The organism is Pseudomonas paraglycinae, from assembly GCF_021601625.1.
Lineage (GTDB): Bacteria > Pseudomonadota > Gammaproteobacteria > Pseudomonadales > Pseudomonadaceae > Aquipseudomonas > Aquipseudomonas paraglycinae.
Window position 1 is genome coordinate 357,156 of the sequence record NZ_BQHR01000002.1, and the last position, 19,945, is coordinate 377,100.

Annotated in this window: 25 protein-coding genes; 24 read left to right on the plus strand and 1 reads right to left on the minus strand. The window is 60.7% G+C overall.

The window, feature by feature from the left end:
- The first annotated feature begins 1 nt into the window (after position 1).
- The 24 genes from L6D82_RS03835 to recX all read left to right on the plus strand — a co-directional run bounded on the left by L6D82_RS03835 (position 2) and on the right by recX (position 18,658).
- Positions 2-304 (plus strand): hypothetical protein, encoded by a 303-nt coding sequence (locus L6D82_RS03835; protein WP_236188115.1) that lies wholly within the window; start codon positions 2-4, stop codon positions 302-304.
- Positions 305-306: 2 nt separating this feature from the next.
- A complete protein-coding gene (locus L6D82_RS03840) occupies positions 307-1,194 on the plus strand; it encodes a hypothetical protein (RefSeq protein ID WP_236188116.1) in 888 nt (295 codons plus the stop codon).
- 143 nt (positions 1,195-1,337) lie between these two features.
- Entirely contained in the window at positions 1,338-2,552 is a 1,215-nt protein-coding gene (locus tag L6D82_RS03845; RefSeq protein ID WP_236188117.1) for a hypothetical protein, read from the plus strand.
- Positions 2,552-2,869, plus strand: coding sequence for a hypothetical protein (locus L6D82_RS03850; RefSeq protein WP_236188118.1), 318 nt, complete (start codon positions 2,552-2,554; stop codon positions 2,867-2,869). Before L6D82_RS03845 ends, L6D82_RS03850 begins: the two co-directional genes overlap by 1 nt.
- Positions 2,866-3,231: a phage tail protein gene (locus L6D82_RS03855; protein WP_236188119.1), complete on the plus strand. Its 366-nt coding sequence runs from the start codon at positions 2,866-2,868 to the stop codon at positions 3,229-3,231. Before L6D82_RS03850 ends, L6D82_RS03855 begins: the two co-directional genes overlap by 4 nt.
- Before the next feature lie 68 nt (positions 3,232-3,299).
- A complete protein-coding gene (locus L6D82_RS03860; RefSeq protein ID WP_236188123.1) occupies positions 3,300-4,268 on the plus strand; it encodes a hypothetical protein in 969 nt (322 codons plus the stop codon).
- Between the two features lie 26 nt (positions 4,269-4,294).
- Positions 4,295-4,879, plus strand: coding sequence for a phage tail terminator protein (locus L6D82_RS03865; protein ID WP_236188124.1), 585 nt, complete (start codon positions 4,295-4,297; stop codon positions 4,877-4,879).
- Positions 4,876-5,055 carry a DUF2635 domain-containing protein gene (locus tag L6D82_RS03870; protein ID WP_007954893.1) on the plus strand — a complete coding sequence of 60 codons (180 nt, stop codon included), beginning with the start codon at positions 4,876-4,878 and terminating at the stop codon, positions 5,053-5,055. Before L6D82_RS03865 ends, L6D82_RS03870 begins: the two co-directional genes overlap by 4 nt.
- Positions 5,055-6,551: a phage tail sheath subtilisin-like domain-containing protein gene (locus L6D82_RS03875; RefSeq protein ID WP_236188126.1), complete on the plus strand. Its 1,497-nt coding sequence runs from the start codon at positions 5,055-5,057 to the stop codon at positions 6,549-6,551. Before L6D82_RS03870 ends, L6D82_RS03875 begins: the two co-directional genes overlap by 1 nt.
- A 67-nt stretch (positions 6,552-6,618) precedes the next feature.
- Positions 6,619-6,966 (plus strand): phage tail tube protein, encoded by a 348-nt coding sequence (locus L6D82_RS03880; RefSeq protein WP_085697365.1) that lies wholly within the window; start codon positions 6,619-6,621, stop codon positions 6,964-6,966.
- Positions 6,963-7,259, plus strand: a complete 297-nt coding sequence (locus L6D82_RS03885; RefSeq protein ID WP_085748142.1) for a phage tail assembly protein — start codon at positions 6,963-6,965, stop codon at positions 7,257-7,259. The genes L6D82_RS03880 and L6D82_RS03885 overlap by 4 nt, the downstream gene beginning before the upstream one ends.
- A gap of 130 nt (positions 7,260-7,389) precedes the next feature.
- On the plus strand, positions 7,390-9,261 hold the full coding sequence (locus L6D82_RS03890; protein ID WP_445009170.1) for a phage tail tape measure protein: 1,872 nt from the start codon (positions 7,390-7,392) through the stop codon (positions 9,259-9,261).
- The gene (locus L6D82_RS03895; RefSeq protein ID WP_102686575.1) at positions 9,248-10,483 is read left to right on the plus strand and encodes a DNA circularization protein; all 1,236 of its coding nucleotides are present in this window, start codon (positions 9,248-9,250) and stop codon (positions 10,481-10,483) included. The genes L6D82_RS03890 and L6D82_RS03895 overlap by 14 nt, the downstream gene beginning before the upstream one ends.
- Positions 10,484-10,486: 3 nt before the next feature.
- Positions 10,487-11,530 carry a phage baseplate assembly protein gene (locus L6D82_RS03900; protein ID WP_085748145.1) on the plus strand — a complete coding sequence of 348 codons (1,044 nt, stop codon included), beginning with the start codon at positions 10,487-10,489 and terminating at the stop codon, positions 11,528-11,530.
- 27 nt (positions 11,531-11,557) lie between these two features.
- Complete coding sequence (locus L6D82_RS03905) at positions 11,558-12,067, plus strand: phage baseplate assembly protein V (protein WP_236188130.1); 510 nt, start codon at positions 11,558-11,560, stop codon at positions 12,065-12,067.
- Complete coding sequence (locus L6D82_RS03910; protein ID WP_085748147.1) at positions 12,067-12,465, plus strand: phage GP46 family protein; 399 nt, start codon at positions 12,067-12,069, stop codon at positions 12,463-12,465. Before L6D82_RS03905 ends, L6D82_RS03910 begins: the two co-directional genes overlap by 1 nt.
- Positions 12,455-13,498: a baseplate J/gp47 family protein gene (locus L6D82_RS03915; protein ID WP_236188132.1), complete on the plus strand. Its 1,044-nt coding sequence runs from the start codon at positions 12,455-12,457 to the stop codon at positions 13,496-13,498. Before L6D82_RS03910 ends, L6D82_RS03915 begins: the two co-directional genes overlap by 11 nt.
- Positions 13,486-14,085, plus strand: coding sequence for a YmfQ family protein (locus L6D82_RS03920; protein ID WP_236188134.1), 600 nt, complete (start codon positions 13,486-13,488; stop codon positions 14,083-14,085). Before L6D82_RS03915 ends, L6D82_RS03920 begins: the two co-directional genes overlap by 13 nt.
- A 10-nt stretch (positions 14,086-14,095) precedes the next feature.
- Positions 14,096-15,256, plus strand: a complete 1,161-nt coding sequence (locus L6D82_RS03925) for a phage tail protein (protein WP_236188136.1) — start codon at positions 14,096-14,098, stop codon at positions 15,254-15,256.
- A 136-nt stretch (positions 15,257-15,392) separates the two neighbouring features.
- Positions 15,393-15,956 (plus strand): glycoside hydrolase family 19 protein, encoded by a 564-nt coding sequence (locus L6D82_RS03930; RefSeq protein ID WP_236188138.1) that lies wholly within the window; start codon positions 15,393-15,395, stop codon positions 15,954-15,956.
- The gene (locus tag L6D82_RS03935) at positions 15,938-16,468 is read left to right on the plus strand and encodes a lysis system i-spanin subunit Rz (RefSeq protein ID WP_085748152.1); all 531 of its coding nucleotides are present in this window, start codon (positions 15,938-15,940) and stop codon (positions 16,466-16,468) included. The genes L6D82_RS03930 and L6D82_RS03935 overlap by 19 nt, the downstream gene beginning before the upstream one ends.
- A 68-nt stretch (positions 16,469-16,536) precedes the next feature.
- Positions 16,537-17,037 carry a CinA family protein gene (locus L6D82_RS03940; protein ID WP_236188140.1) on the plus strand — a complete coding sequence of 167 codons (501 nt, stop codon included), beginning with the start codon at positions 16,537-16,539 and terminating at the stop codon, positions 17,035-17,037.
- 83 nt (positions 17,038-17,120) lie between these two features.
- On the plus strand, positions 17,121-18,179 hold the full coding sequence (gene recA, locus L6D82_RS03945) for a recombinase RecA (protein WP_003222269.1): 1,059 nt from the start codon (positions 17,121-17,123) through the stop codon (positions 18,177-18,179).
- An 8-nt stretch (positions 18,180-18,187) separates the two neighbouring features.
- On the plus strand, positions 18,188-18,658 hold the full coding sequence (gene recX, locus L6D82_RS03950; protein WP_236188142.1) for a recombination regulator RecX: 471 nt from the start codon (positions 18,188-18,190) through the stop codon (positions 18,656-18,658).
- Between the two features lie 79 nt (positions 18,659-18,737).
- Here the strand turns inward: recX and L6D82_RS03955 are convergent, their stop codons facing one another.
- A complete protein-coding gene (locus L6D82_RS03955; protein ID WP_236188144.1) occupies positions 18,738-19,856 on the minus strand; it encodes an LOG family protein in 1,119 nt (372 codons plus the stop codon).
- Between the last annotated feature and the right edge of the window lie 89 nt (positions 19,857-19,945).

Sequence of the window (19,945 nt, forward strand, 5' to 3'; positions counted from 1 at the left end):
CATGACCGGGCTGATAATCAGAAGTCCTACGGGCGCGATCATGGTCGATATGACGATGAACATTAGCCAGGATCAAGGCTTCGTCGATACCGGTGGCGTCAATGGTTCTATCGCCATTGCGCCGCCTCCCGCCGGAAAGACTCAATTCTTTGGAGTGGTTCCACTGGTTGATATGCAGCGCGAGGCTGGGCATTTACCCGGAGTTACACTGTCGTCGGGTGTGCTGTCGTGGAACTATCGCTATGTCACCAGCGGCTGGGGGTTCTTTTCCGCCAATGCCAGAATTTTCTATGGGTACTATTAAAGATGGCAGGATTAACCGTCTATAAAGACAACGGTCAAATGCTCTTTGACACCACGAAGATTTCTTATGGACTGGTAAAGAGCGGGTACATGACGTTTCAGCAATCGTGGTCGCGCCGGCAACTAAGATCGGCCCAACTTAATCCGACCGAAGGGGCAAACTGGTCCCCGGTGCAAAATGTTGCGCAAGACAAGGGTGATAACCTGTTTGGTTTTACCTTGAGCAATGCGCGTAACCCAATTGTATTTCTGGTGGGGTCAGGAACACTTAACGGTTCGCAGAGGGCGGGCAACAACATCACGTTTCTATATTCGAACTCTACTGCTGAAACGCGATATTACTGCTTCGATCTGATGGCCGATAACATCGCCGGAACCACGTTCTTGAAGATCTATAACGACGATCGGACCCTGACGTTCAACTCTCTGCAGCCACCACTCAATGTAGTCGGTCAGTACACCGCTCCACCTCCTGACCCGCGAACGCAGGCCGGCCGGTACTTTCTCCTTTACCAGGGCGGGAGAACCCAGCGACGTCAATTGAGAATGGCGCCCGACTACAGAGTGCCGCAGGCCGATTGTATTTTTGACGTGCCGCTGGCGTCAGGCGTTGAGTATGCCGCTTTTCTCCCATGGTCCAGAGGTTCGAGCATCATGGATTTCAACTCTGGGTATCAAGGTGATGCGGCGGCCTATGCTGTTCTGGAGGGTGCTTACGGGCGCACTGGAGGCATCAGCTTCATGTTTGGAGCCTCGGCCGGGACTACAGACTCCAGAGCCATGGCCGGGGGCGGTGTGCCAGCCGGAATAAGTTATGGCAGCGTGGCCATCGATCGATTTCCCACGGCCTTGATTATTCAGACTGCCGCACTTCCGCTTCCATACGGTTAGAGCAACTCAATTGTCTTGAAATGTGATCTTCAATGCCTGGATCGTTTATCGGTGTCTCGGTTGTATTGAAGTGAGTTCTGGTGTTTGTCTTTATATTTGATAGATGCCGCATCTTTTAAGTTGGTTTGTCTCTGGAGAGATATATGCCATGGTATAAGTCCGGAACAGTTTCTGTTGTCCAGAATTCAACTGCCGTCGTTGGAAGTGGTACGGCCTTCATTGCCAACAGCCGTGTGGGAGATGCCTTTAGAGGCCCAGACGGGGGATGGTACGAGGTCGTCAATATTGCCAGTGATACGGCGCTATCCATCTCGCCGGAATACAGGGGGGCCACCGCAAGCGGGGCTTACACCCTGGCGCCCATGCAGGGTTACGTCAAGGATTCGGCGGATCAGTTGCGTACCTTCGTTAATCAGGCCGGGGCGAAACTGGCCGCGCTTGGCGACACTGCGTACTACAACATATTGCCCATTTCAAAGGGTGGAACCGGCGGCACAACGCCCGCCGAAGTGAGGGCTGCGCTGGCGCTCGGCACCACGGGCAACTACGACGTACTGCCGGTTGAAAAGGGTGGCACCGGCAGCGTGACATCCGCTGCGGCACGGGTTGCCCTGGAGCTTGGCTCCGCCGCAACGGCAACCCTTCAAGTCAATTCAAAGGACGCCACCGCAGGCCGTGTCATGCAGGTCGGCGCCTTCGGCATTGGGGGTGACAGCCCTGTTTTTGATGGAAATATTGACGACACCACAGCAGTACCTGCGGGGCGCTGTTTCGTTATCAACACCAGCGGCGGGGTCAAGCCCCCAAACGCCAGTTACGGCTTGCTGGACACTATCAAAGTTGTTGGCCAACCCGTTCATCAAATCTGGCACGAAGTAAACGGAATTGCCTCCGGCGGCACCCTGCGCACCTGGGAGCGTGATCAATACGGCGCGGGGGTATTTGGCCCGTGGCGCATGGTTTACCGGCAGAACAACATTATCGGGGCCGTTACCGGGGCGGGTGCTCCTACGGGGGCGATCATCGAGCGTGGCGCCAATGCCAATGGTGAATACACCAAGTATGCCGACGGCACCTTGATCTGCTGGAAGGCGATCACGACGAACTCGACGGGCACCTACGCGGCGGGCGCGCTGTTTGGTAGCGATGCCTATGGACCGGGTGCATTTCCCTCAGCCTATGTATCGGTGCCAATGGTGGCTGCGGGCGCGACGCGGGGTGTCAACTCCGATTGTGTCCTTGCCAGCGCTTTCAATCCCCCGACGCTGAACAGTTGGGGCGCATGGCGCGCAATGGCAATTTCCAACGCAGCCGTGGCTGCTCAAATCAACCTGATCGCAATCGGGCGGTGGTACTAATGAAGATTATTTTGTCGCCGCAGCGCAGAGAAGACTCTCTGGTGCTGCGCAAGCTTGGAGATCAGCTCACGGTCAACGGTGAAGTGTTTGATTTCTCCCGCCTGGGGGACGGCGATACGCTTCCGGAAGGTGCAATTCAATCCGAATGGTTTGTCGGGGATGTCACCCGTGAGCAAGGCGAGCTGACGCTTCGTCTGTTGCTTCCGATTCCTGCTTACTACAGCCCGGCTCAAGCGTATCCCGAGGACCTTGTCGAGGTTCCTGATGGAGAGGTGGCATTGCCACAGCCGTTGTCGCAACCGGAGGCAGGCGAATGAATATCGACTGGTCGCAACTGATCACCCGTGACATGAAAGAGGCCGCTGCTGCTGTTACCAGATTGAACGAAGCGCAAGCGCTGCTCACTGAGCGGAACGAGGCGGCTGGCGCGCAGATTTCGCGTATTCAGGATCGTGTCGAAACCTTGGGTTACGGCATTGAAGCCGGCGCCGCGACGCCTCAGGACGAGGCGGAACAACGCGCGTTGATGGAGGGACTCAAAGCCTGGAAAACCTACAAGTTCAACCTCGGTAATGTGCCCCGTCAGGCCGGTTGGCCAGTGTCGCAGGCATGGCCTGTGCCGCCGGCCATTCCGGAGATTTCAGCAGTGTCGGAACAGGCCGTCGATGCAACGGCATGAGCCTGCGCAGCCTGTGATTCCCCGCCCTCAGAGGCGGTTTTTTTTATTCAGAAAACAAGGACGATGACATGCCATGGCTAAGAGCAGGCACGGTCAATGTCACGAACAACTCGCCAGCGGTCATCGGTGTCAATGTTGATTTCGTGAGCAATGCCCGGATAGGCGATGCCTTCGTCGGGCCGGACGGCCGGCAATATGAAGTGAGCAATATCGCAGGCCCGGCGCTGTTGTCGATCACGCCGGCCTATCAGGGCGCAACAGTAAACGGTGCGAGCTATTCGATCATGCCGGTGCAGGGCTACCCCAAGGCGCTGGCCGATGCATTCAACAACCTGAATGTTCAATACGGCCCGAAGCTGGCGGCACTGGGTGCTGCGAGTGGTTTCGATGTCCTGCCTGTACGAAACGGCGGAACCGGCGCGACCGATGCCATTGCCGCTCGTCAGGGACTGGGATTGGGGGCCGTGGCCACTGATGCGATCGTCCCGATCGTACGGGGCGGAACCGGTGCCACCGATGCAGCTTCGGCGCGAGCGGCGCTTGGTCTGGGTGCCGTTGCCGCCGACTCAGTCGTCCCGATTGCGCGTGGCGGCACCGGGGGCACAACCCTGGCAGCGGCCAGGTCTGGCCTTGGTTTGGGGAGCGCGGCTGTCGCCTCGCTGGTGGGAACGGTCAGTCAAGTCGCGGGCATTGCCACCGGCGCTGTCATCGAGCGTGGCTCTAACGCCAACGGGGAATACGTCAAGTTTGCCGACGGTACTTTGATTTGCACGCTCTTCAATAAGGGGCCGGTCGCGTTCAACAACACGTCCAACATGGGATTCAACTGGACGTATCCAATGGCCTTCGTGGCGCCGGGTTTTGTGACCGGCAATCTGGTGGGCGTATTGGGTGTGGCGAGACAAGTGACGTCCGTTGGCGCCTATAGCAGAACCAACACCTTCGCCAGTATCTGTGTCTTCAGTCTCGGGCAATTCGCGGAGGCCGACGTCTCGATGGTCTCCTTCGACTGTCTCGCGATCGGACGCTGGTTCTAGCGACAGCACCTACTGGTACTTTCATCATGAAAATGACTCCCCTGATCACGCAACTGCGCGGCCAGTGCCCGACCCTGGGCAATCGAATCGCAGCCGGGATCGACCTGGCAACACTTCAAACTGACAACCCGCTGCAACCTCCCTGTGCCTACGTTTCACCGCTGGAGGATCTGGCCAGCGCCAGCACCGCACAGAACGCCGCCATCCAGCCGATCCGCGACCGCTTCGAAATCATCCTGGTACTGGATGCCACGGACGCCACAAAAGCGCTGGATCTGTTGCACGACCTGCGCGCCGAACTGTGGCGTGCGCTGGTGGGGTTCAAACCCGATTCCAACTACAGCGCCATCGTTTACGACGGCGGCGAAACGGTCTCGATCAACAGCAGCCGCGCGTTCTACCGGCTGCGCTTTTTTGCCGAGTTCCAGCTGGGCCGCAATCTGCCAAGTCAGCCTGCGGAGAGCTGGCACGAACGCGAACTGGACGGTTTGTCGTCCTTTACCGGGGCCACCGTGCGGGTCGATGCGATCGACCCGGCCGACCCCAACCTGAAACGCCCGGGCCCTGACGGGCGCGTGGAACTGACTTTCTCTGGAGACGTAACCCCATGAGCAACCGCATCACCGTAGTGCCGGCCGCCGGCCGTGCCGTGCCGGACCCGGAAGCAGGCGACCTGCTGCCACTGGAAGGCCGTGAAGTGCTGGACAGCGCCTGGTGGCGCCGGCGTCTGGCCGACGGCGATATCACCCTCAAAACCGCAACAGCTAAACAAAAGGGAGCCAAATAATGGCGATCGGATTCAGCAACATCCCTGCGGACATTCGTGTACCGCTGTTCTATGCCGAAATGGACAACTCGGCCGCCAATAGCGCGACCTCGTCCATGCGTCGCCTGATCGTGGCGCAGGTCAACGACGACATCGCTCCGGGCGAAGTCGGCAAACTGGTGCTGGTTTCCAGCGTGGCGCTGGCCAAGAGCATTGGCGGCCAGGGCTCGATGCTCGCGTCCATGTACGAAACCTTCCGCAAGGCTGACCCGATCGGCGAGATCTGGTGCCTGCCGCTGCACAACGCAACTGGCGCCATCGCCAAAGGCGTAGTGACCCTGACCGGCACCGCGACCCAGGCTGGCGTGCTCAACCTGTATGTCGGCGGCGTCCGCGTACAGGCCACCATCGCCAACGGCGCCACCGCTGCACAAGCGGCCACTTCGCTGGCGCAGAAAGTCAACGCCACCGCCGATCTGCCGGTGAGCGCGACCGTCGCCGAGGGTGTGGTAACGCTCAACGCCAAATGGACTGGCGACAGCGGTAACGACATCAGTCTGCAATTCAATCGCCTGGGCAAGAGCAACGGCGAAGAAACGCCGGCCGGCCTGGTCACCGCGATCACGCCGATGATCGGTGGCGTCGGCGTGCCGGATCAGGTGGCAGCGGTTGCTGCGCTGGGTGACGAGCCTTTCGAGTTCATCGCTCTGCCATGGTCCGACCTGGCCACCCTCAACACCTGGCAAGCGGTGATGGACGACAGCACCGGTCGCTGGTCGTGGGCCAAGCAACTGTTCGGTCATGTGTACAGCGCCAAGCGCGGCACCGTCGGCACTCTGGTGGCAGCCGGTCAGGCGCGCAACGACCAGCACGTGACCATTCAGGCACTGGAGCAGGGCGTTCCGCAACCGGTCTGGGTGCAAGCCGCCGCATTGACTGCGCGCACCGCCGTGTTCATTTCCGCCGACGCCAGCCGTCCGACCCAGAGCGGCAGCCTGCCGGGTGTCGATCCGGCCCCGGCCAGCGAGCGCTTCACCCTGACCGAGCGTCAGTCGCTGCTCAACTACGGCATCGCCACCGCGTACTACGAAGGCGGCTACGTGCGCATCCAGCGCTCGATCACCACCTACCAGAAGAACGCTTACGGCCAGGCTGACAACTCGTACCTGGACAGCGAAACCATGCACCAGTCGGCGTTCATCGTGCGTCGTCTGCAAAGCGTGATCACCAGCAAGTACGGTCGCCACAAACTGGCTGCCGACGGCACCCGCTTCGGCGCCGGCCAGCCGATCGTCACCCCGGCAACCATTCGCGGTGAGCTGATCGCCCAGTACGCCAAGCTCGAACTCGAAGGCCACGTGGAAAACGCCGAGCTGTTCGCCGAGCACCTGATCGTCGAGCGCGACGTGCAGGACCCGAGCCGCGTGAACGTGCTGTTCCCGCCGGATTACATCAACGGTCTGCGCGTGTTCGCACTGCTCAACCAGTTCCGTCTGCAGTACGACGACGTCGCCTGATCGGCGCGTTTGACACTGTGATTTCAGCCCACCTTGCGTGGGCTTTTTATTTGAAGGGAGTAACACCATGGGTCAACTGATTGCAGGCACCTGCTACGTCAAGGTCGACGGTGCACAACTGACTATCAATGGCGGCTGCGAAGCCCCGCTGATGGCCGTCAAACGCGAAACCGTCGTGCCGGGTTTCTACAAGGAAACCGACGTCGCGCCGTCGTTCAAGGTGACCGCGCTGCACACCGCCGACTTCCCGCTGAAGAAGCTGATCGAAGGCACCGATATCACCGTCACCTGCGAATTCAGCAACGGCAAAGTCTACGTACTGGCCGGTGCCTACCTGGTCGAAGAGCCCGTCTCCAAAGGCGATGACGCCACCATCGAACTGAAATTCGAAGGCATCAAGGGGACCTGGCAATGAGCGGCGCCGTGAAGCTTCAAGTTGCGATCGAAGCTCACGGCGAGCCTTTGACCGAACTCGTCCTGCGCCGTCCGACGGTGCAAGAGGTGCGAGCGATCAAGGCGCTGCCGTACAAGATCGACAAGAGCGAAGAGGTCAGCCTCGACATGGACGTGGCGGCCAAATACATCGCCGTGTGCGCCGGCATTCCGCCGTCGTCGGTCAACCAGCTGGACCTGGCTGACCTCAACGCGCTGAGCTGGGCCGTTGCAGGTTTTTTCATGAGTGCGGCGTCGGAACCATCACCGACCTGATTTCGGTCGCCTATGACCTGGCCTGGTTCTGGAAGGTTGACCCCGAACAGATGATGGCCAGGCCACTGGATGTGCTTCGCGAATCGCTGGAGCACGCGCAACGGATCAATGCGATGCAGCAGGTGCAGTGATGGCTAATACACAATTGAGCCTGATCCCGCAGAACTTCCCCGTCACGGTCAACATGCTCGTGGTGCTCAAGGGCGCCGAGAAAATGGAGGCCGAGATGAAGGGGCTGCGCGGCAAGGTCGCAGCATTCAAGAAAAGCATGGAAGACAGCGGCCTGGAGCCGCTGGATGTCGCCGGATTCATTTCCGAAGGTGGCCTGCTCAAGCCGTTTCAAGACGGCATCAAGAAGGCCATCGAAGCGCAGGATGCGCTGGCGAAGAAAGTCCGGGCGAACAAGGGGCTGAAAGTGCCCAAGGTTGTGCACGGAGAAACCTCGGCCAACCTTGAGAAGTTCAACAAGGCACTGGACAAGGTATCGCTGAAGATCGGTCAGGCGCTGTTGCCGGCAGTCAACAGCATCGTCACCGCTATCACGCCGGTGATCACCTCGATTGGTCAGTTCCTCGCGAACAATCCGTACCTCGTCGAGGGACTGGCTGCCGCGGCGGTGGCGTTCACGGTGGTGACGGTCGGTGCAATGGGGCTCGTCGCAGTGCTGGGCATCCTGGCTTCACCGATCGGCCTTGTTGCTGCGGCCATCGCCGGGGCTGTGGCGCTGATTGTGATTGGTGCGCGCCTGATCACCAACAACTGGTCTTCGATTTCCGGGGTCTTCAGCAAGATGTGGGCGTTCACCCGTGAGGCCTTCGATAGCGGAGTCACATCCGTGAAGGAGGGACTGGCTTCGATGGGCGCCTCTGTCGGCAAAACGTGGGATGAGACAGTTGAGCTGTTCTCTGCGGGCGTCGACAGCGTCACGAAGTTCTTCGACGAGACCGTGGCGAGTGCGACGGCGGGTATCGAGGCACTCAGTACGAAGTTCTCTTTCTCGCCGCGTGAGGTGATGGATAAGGCCTTGGCAACCGCCGGTACAGTCATCAGTGACTTCTTTGACAGTACGATCGCCAGGACGAAGGCGGGTATCGAAGCACTCAGTGCGAAGTTCTCTTTCTCGCCTCGCGAGGTGATGGACAAGGCGCTGAAGACCGCCAGTACGGTCGTCAATGATTTCTGGGACAGTGCGGTCGCCAATGCAACGACCGGCATCGAAAAACTCAAGGCCTCGTTCTCGTTTTCGCCCCGTGAAGTGCTGAGCCAGGCGCTGGCCACTGCCAGTGGTGTGGTCGGTGATTTTTACAACGGCGTGGTAGCCAGCGCAGGGGCGGGTGTGGAGTCGCTCAAGGCGCGGTTCAGTTGGTCGCCGATCCAGACCATCAACGAAGCCTGGCAGCCGGTCACTGATGTGTTCTCGGCGCTGCGGGATGTCGTTGGGGCTTCCATGGCCTCGTTGCAGGACAGCTTGCGCCGAGTGTTCGACGTCTTGCCTGTGGAGTCCGCAACGGCGGCCTGGGGTGGCGTGACAGGCTACTTTTCCGGTTTGTGGGCATCGTTGACCACGGATGCGCAATCGGTGAAGGGTGTGTTCGGTGACCTTTTCGGCCAGTCTCCGCTGGACTCGATCAAACAGAAGTGGGAGCCCGTCATCGTCTGGTTCAGTGATATGTGGACGAGGCTGCAGAGCATCTTCGGACAGGTCAAGGAACTGCTGGGTGGCCATTTCTCCGGATTCTTCGAAACCGTAACCGGCAGCGCTGCGACACCTGCGGGGGCGGCCGGGTTGAACAGTCCGTTGCCACAGTCCTCCAGCGCCCTGATCCAGCAAAGTGCCGCCAACAGCCGCACGCAACTCGAAGGCGGCCTGACGGTGCGCTTCGAAAATGCGCCGGCCGGGCTGCGTACCGATCAACCGCAAACCAATCAGCCGGGCCTGGCGCTGTCTTCGCGCATCGGCTATCGCTCGCTGTCCATGGGAGGTTCCAATGAACTGGCGTGACCGTTTGGTGCCGGCGTCCTTTCGGGGGGTCGGTTTTTGGGTCGATCAGGCGAAAACCCCGGTCGGCCGCAACGGGCAATTACACGAATATCCGCAACGCGACCTGCCGTTTTTCGAGGATCTCGGCCAGCAGGCCAAGACCCACGACCTGACGGCGTTCATCGTCGGCCCCGATTGCCTCGAGCAGCGCGACAAGCTGCTCAAGGCGCTGGAGCAAGGCAGCGGCGAACTGGTGCATCCGTGGCTGGGGCGCCTGCAGGTCAAGGTCGGCGAATGCGACATGACCCACACCCGCCAGGATGGCGGGCTGGTGACTTTCGCACTGAAGTTCTACCCCGACCGTCCTTTGCCGTTTCCGACCGCCACCGTCAGCACGCAGAAGGTGCTTCTGGCCAAGGCTGATACCTTGCTGGGTTCTGCGGTGGCACGTTTCGAACAGGCCATGACCCTGATCAAGGCTGCGCGGATCGGCATCGCCAATCTGCGCAATAGCCTCACCGGGGTCTATGACGTGATCAAGGAACAGCTCAAGCCACTGATCGAGCAGTACAAAGAGATCACCGAGCTGGTCAAGGCCGTCAAGGAACTGCCCAAGGAAGTGGCGGCGGAGTTCAAGGGGCTGCTGGGTGATATCAAGGAGCTGAAGGCGTTTGCGAAGGAGGGCTATCGTGGCGTGATTGCCGACGTGTCCCAACAGATCGAAGCCATCCGCAAGGCCGATGCGCCGAAACTCACCACCGGCAAGGACACCACGGCAGCGGCGCAGGCCATGGCCGATCTGGTGCAGGACACGCTGATCGTGAAAGTGGCGCAGTGGGTCGCCTCGATGCCGGTGGCTTCGACACCGGTGAAACTGACGTCGACGCCCACGGTGGCGCAACAGGCGATTCAACCGGTTACCCGCCAGGAAGTGCCGGTCACCGACGATCTGCAACTGCTGCAAAAAGAGCTGGTCGAGGCGCTCCAGCTGGCGCAGAACAAGGCCGATCCCGCGCACTATCAAGCCATCAGCGATGTGAAGGAAGCGCTGATCGCGCACCTCAAGGCTGTGGCGTCGTCCGGTGTGCGACTGGTCAGCAAGTCGTTTCAGGAAAGCCTGCCGGCGCTGGTCGTGGCCTACAAGCAATTTGCCGATGCGACCCGGGTCACGGAAGTGACCCAGCGCAACGGCATCGCTCATCCGGTGTTCTCACCCAACGATGTGAAAGTCTCCAGGGAGTGAGCCATGGACGAGATGGACAACCACGTCACACTGACGGTCGGCGACATGGAATATGGCGGCTGGAAAAGCGTGGAAATCAGCGCCGATCTGGAGCGCCAGTTCCGCACCTTCAAACTCGATATCACCTGGCAATGGCCGGGACAGACCGTCGATCAGCGGATCAAGGCCGGCGACCCGTGCGAGGTGCGGATCGGCAAGGATCTGGTCCTCACCGGATACGTCTTCAAAGCCCCGATCAGCTATGACGGGCGGCAGATCAGCCTGAGTGTCGAGGGCAGTTCCAAGACCCAGGATCTGGTGGATTGTGCGGCGCGAAACATCCCCGGCCAATGGCAGGATCAATCGCTGTTGAACATCGTCCAGGCCCTGGCCGGGGAATACACGCAGTTTGTGGTCAACGAGATTCCCGAGACTGCACGCCTGAGCAAGCACACGATCGTCCCGGGTGAAACGGTGTTTCAGTCGATCGATCGTCTGCTCTCGCTGTACCGGGTGTTTTCCACCGATGACGCCGAAGGTCGACTGGTGCTGGCCAGACCGGGCAGCGGCGGCCGCGCCAGCGATGCGCTGGAGCTGGGCAAGAACATCCTGTCGGCCAACGCGCCGATGGATTACAGCCAGGTGTTCTCCGAATACCGGGTGATCGGCCAGCAAAAGGGCAACGACAAGAAGAGTGGGGCGGCGGTCAGCGAGGTTGAATCCAGTGCGACCGATCTGACATTCAAGCGTCGACGCACCACCATCATCAACGAAGGCTCGCAACTCACGTTCGAACTGGCCCAGCAACGGGCCCAGTGGGAAAGCGCCACGCGCATGGGCCGGGCGCTGACCACCACCTATCAGGTGCAGGGCTGGCGCCAGTCCAACGGCGATCTGTGGCGCCACAACACGCTGGTGAAGGTCAAGGATCCGGTACTCGGGTTCGATGAAGACATGCTGATTTCCAAGGTCACGTACTCGTTGTCGGCGCAAGGCTCGGTGACCACCCTGCAAGTGGCGCCGCCGCATACCTTCGACGCCAATCCGATCCCACCGAAAAAAGCCTGAGCCGGCACCTCCCTCCAAGGAAACCCTATGAGCCTACTGACACGCCTGCTGGCGCGCGGCACTGTCGTGCTCGCCAGTTCGGCCTCCAAGCTGCAATCGCTGCAAATGCGCCTCACCGCCGGTGAAGTGAACGACGACGTGGAGCACTTCGAACCCTACGGTTTCACCAGCCATCCATTGGCCGGTGCCGAAGGCGTCGTCACGTTTCTCGGCGGTGACCGCTCTCATGCCATCGCCCTGGTGGTCGCTGACCGCCGTTACCGCCTGCAATCGCTGGCGGCCGGCGAGGTGGCGATCTACACCGACGAGGGCGACAAAATCCACCTCAAGCGCGGGCGGATCATCGACATCGAAACCGCCACGCTCAATATCCGTGCAAGCACGGCCGTGAACTTCGACACACCGGTGATCAACCAGACCGGCAAGATCTTGTCCACCGGCGATCAGGTGGCCGGCGGCATCAGCCAGATCAAGCACGTGCACGTCGGCGTGCAGGCCGGTAGCGGCCAGACCGGTGCGCCGGCGGGAGGCCAGTGATGTTTATCAGTCAAAACCTGCACGCCGCGCTGACTCGCGCGGTGTTGATCAGCCTTTTTACCTGGCGCCGCGCTGCCGACGACGATGCCCTCGACGACGAGGAACGTTACGGCTGGTGGGGCGACACTTTTCCCACCGTGGCCAATGACCGCATCGGTTCGCGGCTGTGGCTGCTGCGTCGGGTCAAGCTGACCCGCCAGACACAGATGGACGCCGAGTTCTACGCCCGTGAAGCCTTGCAATGGCTGATCGACGACGGCCATTGCAGCGCCATCGACATCATCAGCGAACGCCTCGACGCCCAGCGCCTGAACCTGCGCACGGTCCTGACCCTGGCCGACGGCGAGCGCCTGGACATCAACCCCGAAAACAGTTGGCAGGTGATCTATGCCGTTTGAAACCCCTTCGCTGCCGGTGCTGATCAAGCGCACCCAAAGCGACCTGGCCGGCGATTCGCTGCGCCAGTCCGATGCGCAAGTCCTGGCCCGCACCCTCGGTGGTGCGGTCTATGGACTGTATGGCTATCTCGATTGGATCGCCGAGCAGATCCTGCCCGATACGGCCGATGAGTCGACCCTGGAACGGATCGCCGCCCTGCGTCTGAACCAGCCGCGCAAATCCGCGCAGGTTGCCACCGGCAGCGTCAGCTTCAGTGCCAGCGCCGGGGCGGTGCTGGATGTCGACACGTTGCTGCAATCGAATGACGGCCGGACTTACCGGGTCACTGCCGCACGCACCACCAGCAACGGCGTCAACAGCACGACCATTGCAGCCCTGGATCCCGGTAGCCAGGGCAATGCCGATGCCGGGCTGACACTGGTGCCGGTGCAACCGATTCTGGGCATTGCCGGTAACAGCTTTATCGTCCTGGCACCCGGGCTGACGGGCGGCATCGCCCGGGAAAGTCTGGAGTCCCTGCGTTCGCGGGTGATCCGCTCCTACCGGCTCATTCCTCACGGCGGTTCGGCCCAGGACTACGAGACATGGGCGCTGGAGTGCCCCGGGATCACTCGGGCATGGTGTCGCGGCAACTTCCTGGGGCCGGGCACGGTCGGCGTATTCGTCATGCGGGACGACGATGCGCAGCCCATCCCCAATGACGAGCAGCTCGCTGAAGTACAGGCCTATATCGAACGGTTGCGGCCGGTGACGGCGGATGTGAGCGTGATGGCGCCAGTGAAAGTGTTAGTGCCTTACAAGCTGCGCATCACGCCTGACACCAGTGCCGTGCGTGCCGCTATCGAAAGTCAGCTGCGCGATTTGCATAACCGTGAGGCGGGTCTGGGCGAGACGCTGTTGCTCAGTCACATCAATGAAGCCATCAGCAGTGCAACGGGTGAGACGGATCACTCCCTCTCATTACCCTCCGCCAATGTCACGGCCGCCAGTAACCAACTCCTGGCTTTTGGGGGGTGCGAATGGCTGTCTTGAGAAGTGCCACGCAATACCGCGATCAGTTGCGCAACCTGTTGCCCAGTGGCCCGGCCTGGGAGCCGGGACGAGTTCCGGAGCTCGACCAAGTGCTTGGAGGCATCGCCCAGGAACTGGCGCGGCTTGACGCCCGTGCGATCGACGTCCTCAACGAGATGGATCCGGTCACTGTCAGCGAGTTGGTGCCGGATTGGGAGGCAGTGATGAACCTGCCGGATCCGTGCCTGGGCGCCACACCGCTCTTTGACGATCGGCGACTGGCCGTGCGCCGGCGCTTGCTGGCGGTAGGCAGCCAGACGGCAGCCTATTTCGTCGAGGTCGCACGAAGCCAGGGGTATCCACAGGCAACGGTCTCCGAACTCCGGGTTCCGCGCATGGGGCGCTCGCGATTTGGCAATGCGCATTTCGGCACCTGGAGAGCGCAATTCATGTGGATCCTCAATACCGGCGGACGCCTGTCCAGCGGGCGCCGTTTTGGTGCCAGTTACTGGGGGGAGCGTTTCGGCATGAATCCAGGCTCGGCTCTGGAATGCCTCATTCACCGCAGCACACCGGCTCATACCCAGGTGTACATCAACTATGACTAAGGAATGAATAATGGATTATCCAAAGAGTGTGCCCAGCGTTGGGCTGGTCAATGGCAAGTTTGTCGATGAAAACCCGGTGGCCGGTACTCCTGGATCGCTGATCCCGGCAGTGTGGGGCAATTCCGTCACCGAAGAGTTGCTCGGCGTCATCAAGGCCGGTGCGCTGGTTCCAGACGAAGCCAACGTCGGTCAATTGCTCGTGGCCATCCGCAAGATCAATCAGGCGGGTCTCATCGATTTCGCCCTCGACACCGGCGCGGTCAATGCCTATGCCGCCACCTACTCGCCGGCTCCGACCGCTCTGGTCGACGGTATGGTGCTGCGTTTCAAGGCACTCAATACCAACACCGGCGCCAGTACCTTTTCCGTGGCGGGATCAATCGCCAAACCTATTGTAGGCGTCGATCATTCCCCGCTTCGCTCCGGTGAAATCGTCGCGACGGGCGATGCCTGGGTGCAATGGAACAGCTCCGTGGGCAGCGGAGCCTGGATTCTGATTGCGAGTACCGGTGTGGCGCGGCAACTGGGGGCCGATGTCGGCGACGTGAAAACGGTCGCTACCGTCGACGCTCCAAGCGGCTGGCTCAAGTGCAGCGGACAGCCTGTATCGCGGACTCAGTACGCCAATCTGTTTGCCGCGATCGGTACCCGGTTTGGTGCCGGGGATGGTACCAACACCTTCAACGTGCCGGATCTGCGTGGCGAGTTCGTTCGAGGTCTGGACGATGGTCGCGGCGTCGATCCTGGTCGTGTACTGGGCAGCAAACAGGCAGGACAGAACGCCTCGCACATTCACGATGTTTCGGCGGCCGCTGCGGGCAACCACGCTCACACGGCGCGCACGGATGCTGCCGGCGTCCACGCACACGGAGGTGCTGTCGTCGGCGGTGGCGCGTTCAACATTGATGTCGTCCTGGGCGGGCAGGGTGTCATCAACGGCGGCAACACGGCGGGGTCGATCATGGGCTCCAGTTCGGCCCCCTTCGTCAACCGCAACTTTACGACCAACGCCCCGGCGCACTCCCACGGCATCGTGGCGGACGGCAACCATGCGCACAATGTGGGCGTGGATGCCGCGGGTCAACACACGCACACGATGTCTGTCGCTGCGTCGGGTGGCAACGAGGCGCGTCCGATGAACACGGCTCTGTTGTACGTCATCAAGTTCTGATGTCTACCGGCGGGGCTACTGATCGCTTCGGCGAACAGTCCCCGACAGCACCCCTGAAAATTCTGGCAAAAAATGGCTGACAGGCATCAGCCTGCAGCCATGGTTCAATCGGAGCATCCAGGGAGGATCACGCATTATGCAAATAACTGAAAACAACCTTTTAACCATCATGCCCAACGCCCGCTCCCAAGCGGGCGTTTTTGTTTCGGCGCTCAACACGGCCATGGCCCGCCATCGCATCGATACACCGAAACGCATCGCTACGTTTCTCGCCCAGATCGGACACGAGTCCGGGCAATTGCAGTACGTACGTGAGCTGGGCAACAACCAGTACCTGAGCAAATACGACACCGGTACGCTGGCCTTGCGCCTGGGCAACACGCCCGAGGCTGACGGCGACGGGCAGAAGTATCGCGGGCGCGGGCTGATCCAGATCACCGGGCGCAGCAATTATCGTCAGTGCAGTCTCGGACTTTTCGGTGACGAGCGCCTGCTGGCCTTGCCTGAGTTGCTCGAACAACCGCAATGGGCGGCGGAGTCCGCGGCGTGGTTCTGGGAGAAGAATGGCTTGAACGAACTGGCGGATCAGGATCAGTTCAACAGCATTACCCGGCGGATCAACGGCGGGTTGAACGGTTTGCAGGACCGCCTCGACATCTGGGCGCGGGCGAGGGCAGTGTTATGCCAGCCTTCGGTCTGAAGTTCTGGTGTGTCATCGGCGCTTTGCTGCTGGCCGGTGGTTCGGCGGCGCTGGCCTGGCAGGTCCAGGACTGGCGCTACGAAGGACGGCTGGCCGAGCAGGCCCGGCTGCATGCCGAAGCCCTCAATCAATTGACTCTGACCGCCGCCACAGCGCAACAGGCGGAGCAGGACAAGCGCCTGGCCCTGGAGCAACGGCTCACGGCCAGTGATCAAACCCATTATCGAGCACTGAACGATGCCCAACGTGATCAGGATCGCCTGCGCGATCGTCTTGCCACTGCTGATCTGCGCCTGTCAGTCCTCATCGACGCAGGCGACGCTGCCCAAGGCTGCGGTGTGCCAGCCACCTCCGGCGCCGGCGGCGTGGATCATGCAGCCGTACGCGCCCGACTTGACCCGGCGCATGCTCGACGAATTGTCGCCATCACCGGCGAAGGCGACCGCGGACTGATTGCCTTGCAGGCTTGTCAGGCCTATATCAGAGCGCTGGCGCCCGAACATTTTGAATAAGCTTGTGTATTGAAAGCGCAACCGGCTCGTGTACGGTGGTACCCATTCCATCCGATCCGGAGCGCGCCGTGAAAGAAATCACCCAACTGGCGGCCGAACTTGGCCGACGTCTGCAATTGCTCAATTCTCACGTCACGACGGCCGAGTCCTGTACCGGTGGCGGGATTGCCGAAGCGATCACCCGCATTCCTGGGAGTTCGGCGTGGTTCGAAGCGGGTTACGTGACCTACTCCAACCGCCAGAAAACCCAGCAGTTGAATGTGCCGGCGGAGCTGTTCGGCACCGTGGGCGCGGTCAGTCGCGAAGTGGTCGAGGCCATGGTGCGCGGCGCCCAGGAAAAAAGCCTGGCGCGGTTTGCCGTGGCGGTCAGCGGCGTGGCCGGGCCGGACGGTGGTTCGCCGAACAAACCGGTGGGCACCGTCTGGCTGGCGTGGGGCGTGGGCGACCAGGTTTCCAGCGAGGTCCAGCACTTCCCCGGCAACCGCGACGACGTCCGCCGACAAACGGTGAAGGCCGCGCTAGAGGGCTTGCTGCGACTAGCGGCACGAGAAATCGAAAATCAGGGGTAGGCGATCCGTGAACGCTGTGGAATAATACTGGCTACTTATACAGGTGTTGGCCGTCAGGCCTTATTGATTACGTGAGGACTTTAATGGACGACAACAAGAAGAAAGCCTTGGCTGCGGCCCTGGGTCAGATCGAACGTCAATTCGGCAAGGGTGCCGTAATGCGTATGGGCGATCAGGACCGTCAGGCGATCCCGGCCATTTCCACCGGCTCTCTGGGTCTGGACATCGCACTCGGCATCGGCGGCCTGCCAAAAGGCCGTATTGTTGAAATCTACGGTCCTGAATCTTCCGGTAAAACCACACTGACGCTGTCCGTGATCGCCCAGGCTCAAAAAGCCGGTGCGACCTGCGCCTTCGTCGACGCCGAACACGCCCTCGACCCAGAGTACGCCGGCAAGCTGGGCGTCAATGTCGACGACCTGCTGGTTTCCCAGCCGGACACCGGCGAACAGGCCCTGGAAATCACCGACATGCTGGTGCGCTCCAACGCCGTTGACGTGATCATCGTCGACTCCGTGGCCGCTCTGGTACCGAAGGCAGAAATCGAAGGCGAAATGGGTGACATGCACGTGGGCCTGCAAGCCCGTCTGATGTCCCAGGCGCTGCGTAAAATCACCGGTAACATCAAGAACGCCAACTGCCTGGTGATCTTCATCAACCAGATCCGCATGAAGATCGGCGTGATGTTCGGCAGCCCGGAAACCACCACCGGTGGTAACGCGCTGAAGTTCTACGCCTCGGTTCGTCTCGACATCCGCCGTACCGGCGCGGTGAAGGAAGGCGACGAAGTGGTCGGCAGCGAAACCCGCGTCAAGGTTGTGAAGAACAAGGTGGCTTCGCCGTTCCGTCAGGCCGAGTTCCAGATTCTCTACGGCAAGGGTATTTATCTGAACGGCGAGATGATCGACCTGGGCGTACTGCACGGTTTCGTCGAGAAGTCCGGCGCCTGGTATGCCTACGAAGGCACCAAGATCGGTCAGGGCAAGGCCAACTCGGCCAAGTTCCTGGCGGACAACCCGGAAGTCGCGGCCAAGCTCGAGAAGCAACTGCGTGACAAACTGCTGTCGCCAGCTGTGATTGCTGATTCCAAGGCTTCTGCGGTCAAAGAGACCGAAGACGACCTGGCTGACGCCGACATCTGATTGCACCGATGACAACCGCCGTACTCGATACCCTCGTCGCGGTGCGGCGAACCGCCATGGACCTGCTCGCACGTCGCGAGCACGGTCGAGTCGAGCTGACGCGAAAACTGCGTCAGCGTGGCGCTCCCCCCGAGATGATCGAAACAGCCCTCGACCGTTTGACGGAAGAAGGGCTGCTTTCCGAAGCCCGTTATCTTGAAAGTTTTGTTTCCTATCGCGCCCGCTCCGGTTATGGCCCTCTGCGGATTCGCGAAGAACTGAGCCAGCGCGGTTTGCAACGCGCCGATATCGAACTCGCCTTGCGCGAGAGCGGCATAAACTGGCAGGAGCAGCTAACGGACACGTGGCAACGGAAGTTCTCCGGACAACTTCCCTGCGATGCCAAGGAACGCGCCAGACAAGGTCGATTCCTGGCGTACCGGGGATTCTCGATGGAGATGATCAACCGCTTGTTCAGCGGCAGAGGGATGGACGATTAAATTGTTCCAGCTTCAGCTCAGCTTCATCTGAAAAATAAAAACGGCCCGCTATTTCGATAGCGGGCCGTTTTTTTTGCCTTCACGTTACCTTCGACGGTTCGCGAGTGCGTTGCGCGGTTTGGGGTTTTGAGTGGGCCCAGTTTTCCGGCAGGTTGATGTAGTCCACCAGCTCCCGCAGACGCCCGTGATCCCGGGCATTGAAGGCGAATGCCAGGCGCGTCAGGTGGCTGAATTGAGCATCGTCGTGCTCTTCGCCGGCGTAGGCGTGTTGATGGAACTGGTCACTCAGGCACAAATCGGCAAACGCTTCCTGCATATGCTCCAGGGCCTGATCGCTCAACTTGTGGTTCATGCGAATGACAAACTGGCGCTTGAGCCAACGGCTGGAGTGGAAGTTGCCGTAGAACTTGTTGATCTGCTCCACCGCCTCTTCAACGTTGTAGACCAGGCGCACCAACTTCAGGTCGGTCGGCAGAATGTAACGGTTTTCCTCCAGTTGCTGGCGAATGAAGTCCAGCGCGCCTTGCCAGAAAGTCCCGCCCGGTGCGTCCAGCAGCACCACCGGCACCAGAGGGCTTTTGCCGGTCTGGATCAGCGTGAGCACTTCCAGCGCTTCGTCCAGGGTGCCGAACCCGCCGGGGCACAACACCAGCGCATCGGCTTCCTTGACGAAGAACAGCTTGCGGGTGAAGAAGAAGTGGAACGGCAGCAGGTTGTTGGTACCGTCCACGGTGGGGTTGGCATGTTGTTCGAAGGGTAGGGTGATGTTGAAACCCAGGCTGTGATCGCGGCCGGCACCTTCATGGGCGGCGGCCATAATTCCGCCGCCGGCACCGGTGATGACCATCATGTTCGAGCGGGCCAGCGAGGCCCCGAGTTCCCGAGCCATGGCGTAAAGGGGATGTTCGACCGGGGTGCGGGCCGAGCCGAACACCGTGACCTTGCGTCGCCCCTTGAACTGTTCGAGCGTGCGAAACGCCTGCTCCAGTTCGCGCAGGGCTTGCAGGGTGATCTTGGCATTCCAGCGGTTGTGATCTTCCTGGGCCATGCGCAGCACGGTCAGGATCATGTCGCGGTAGATGGGGGAATTCGGACTGTTGGGTGACACCAGGTTGAGTTGTTCTTCGACCTTGCTGATGAGGTCGTGGCCGCTTTCCTGAAAATGACGGCTGAGCAGGTCATTCGGTTGGTAAGGCATGCAACTTCTCCTTCTGCACAGAGCTTTCGGCTCTGACGTGCGGCGTCAGTGCCGCGCTGCAAGAAAACAAACAGTCGGCAGCTCCTTTC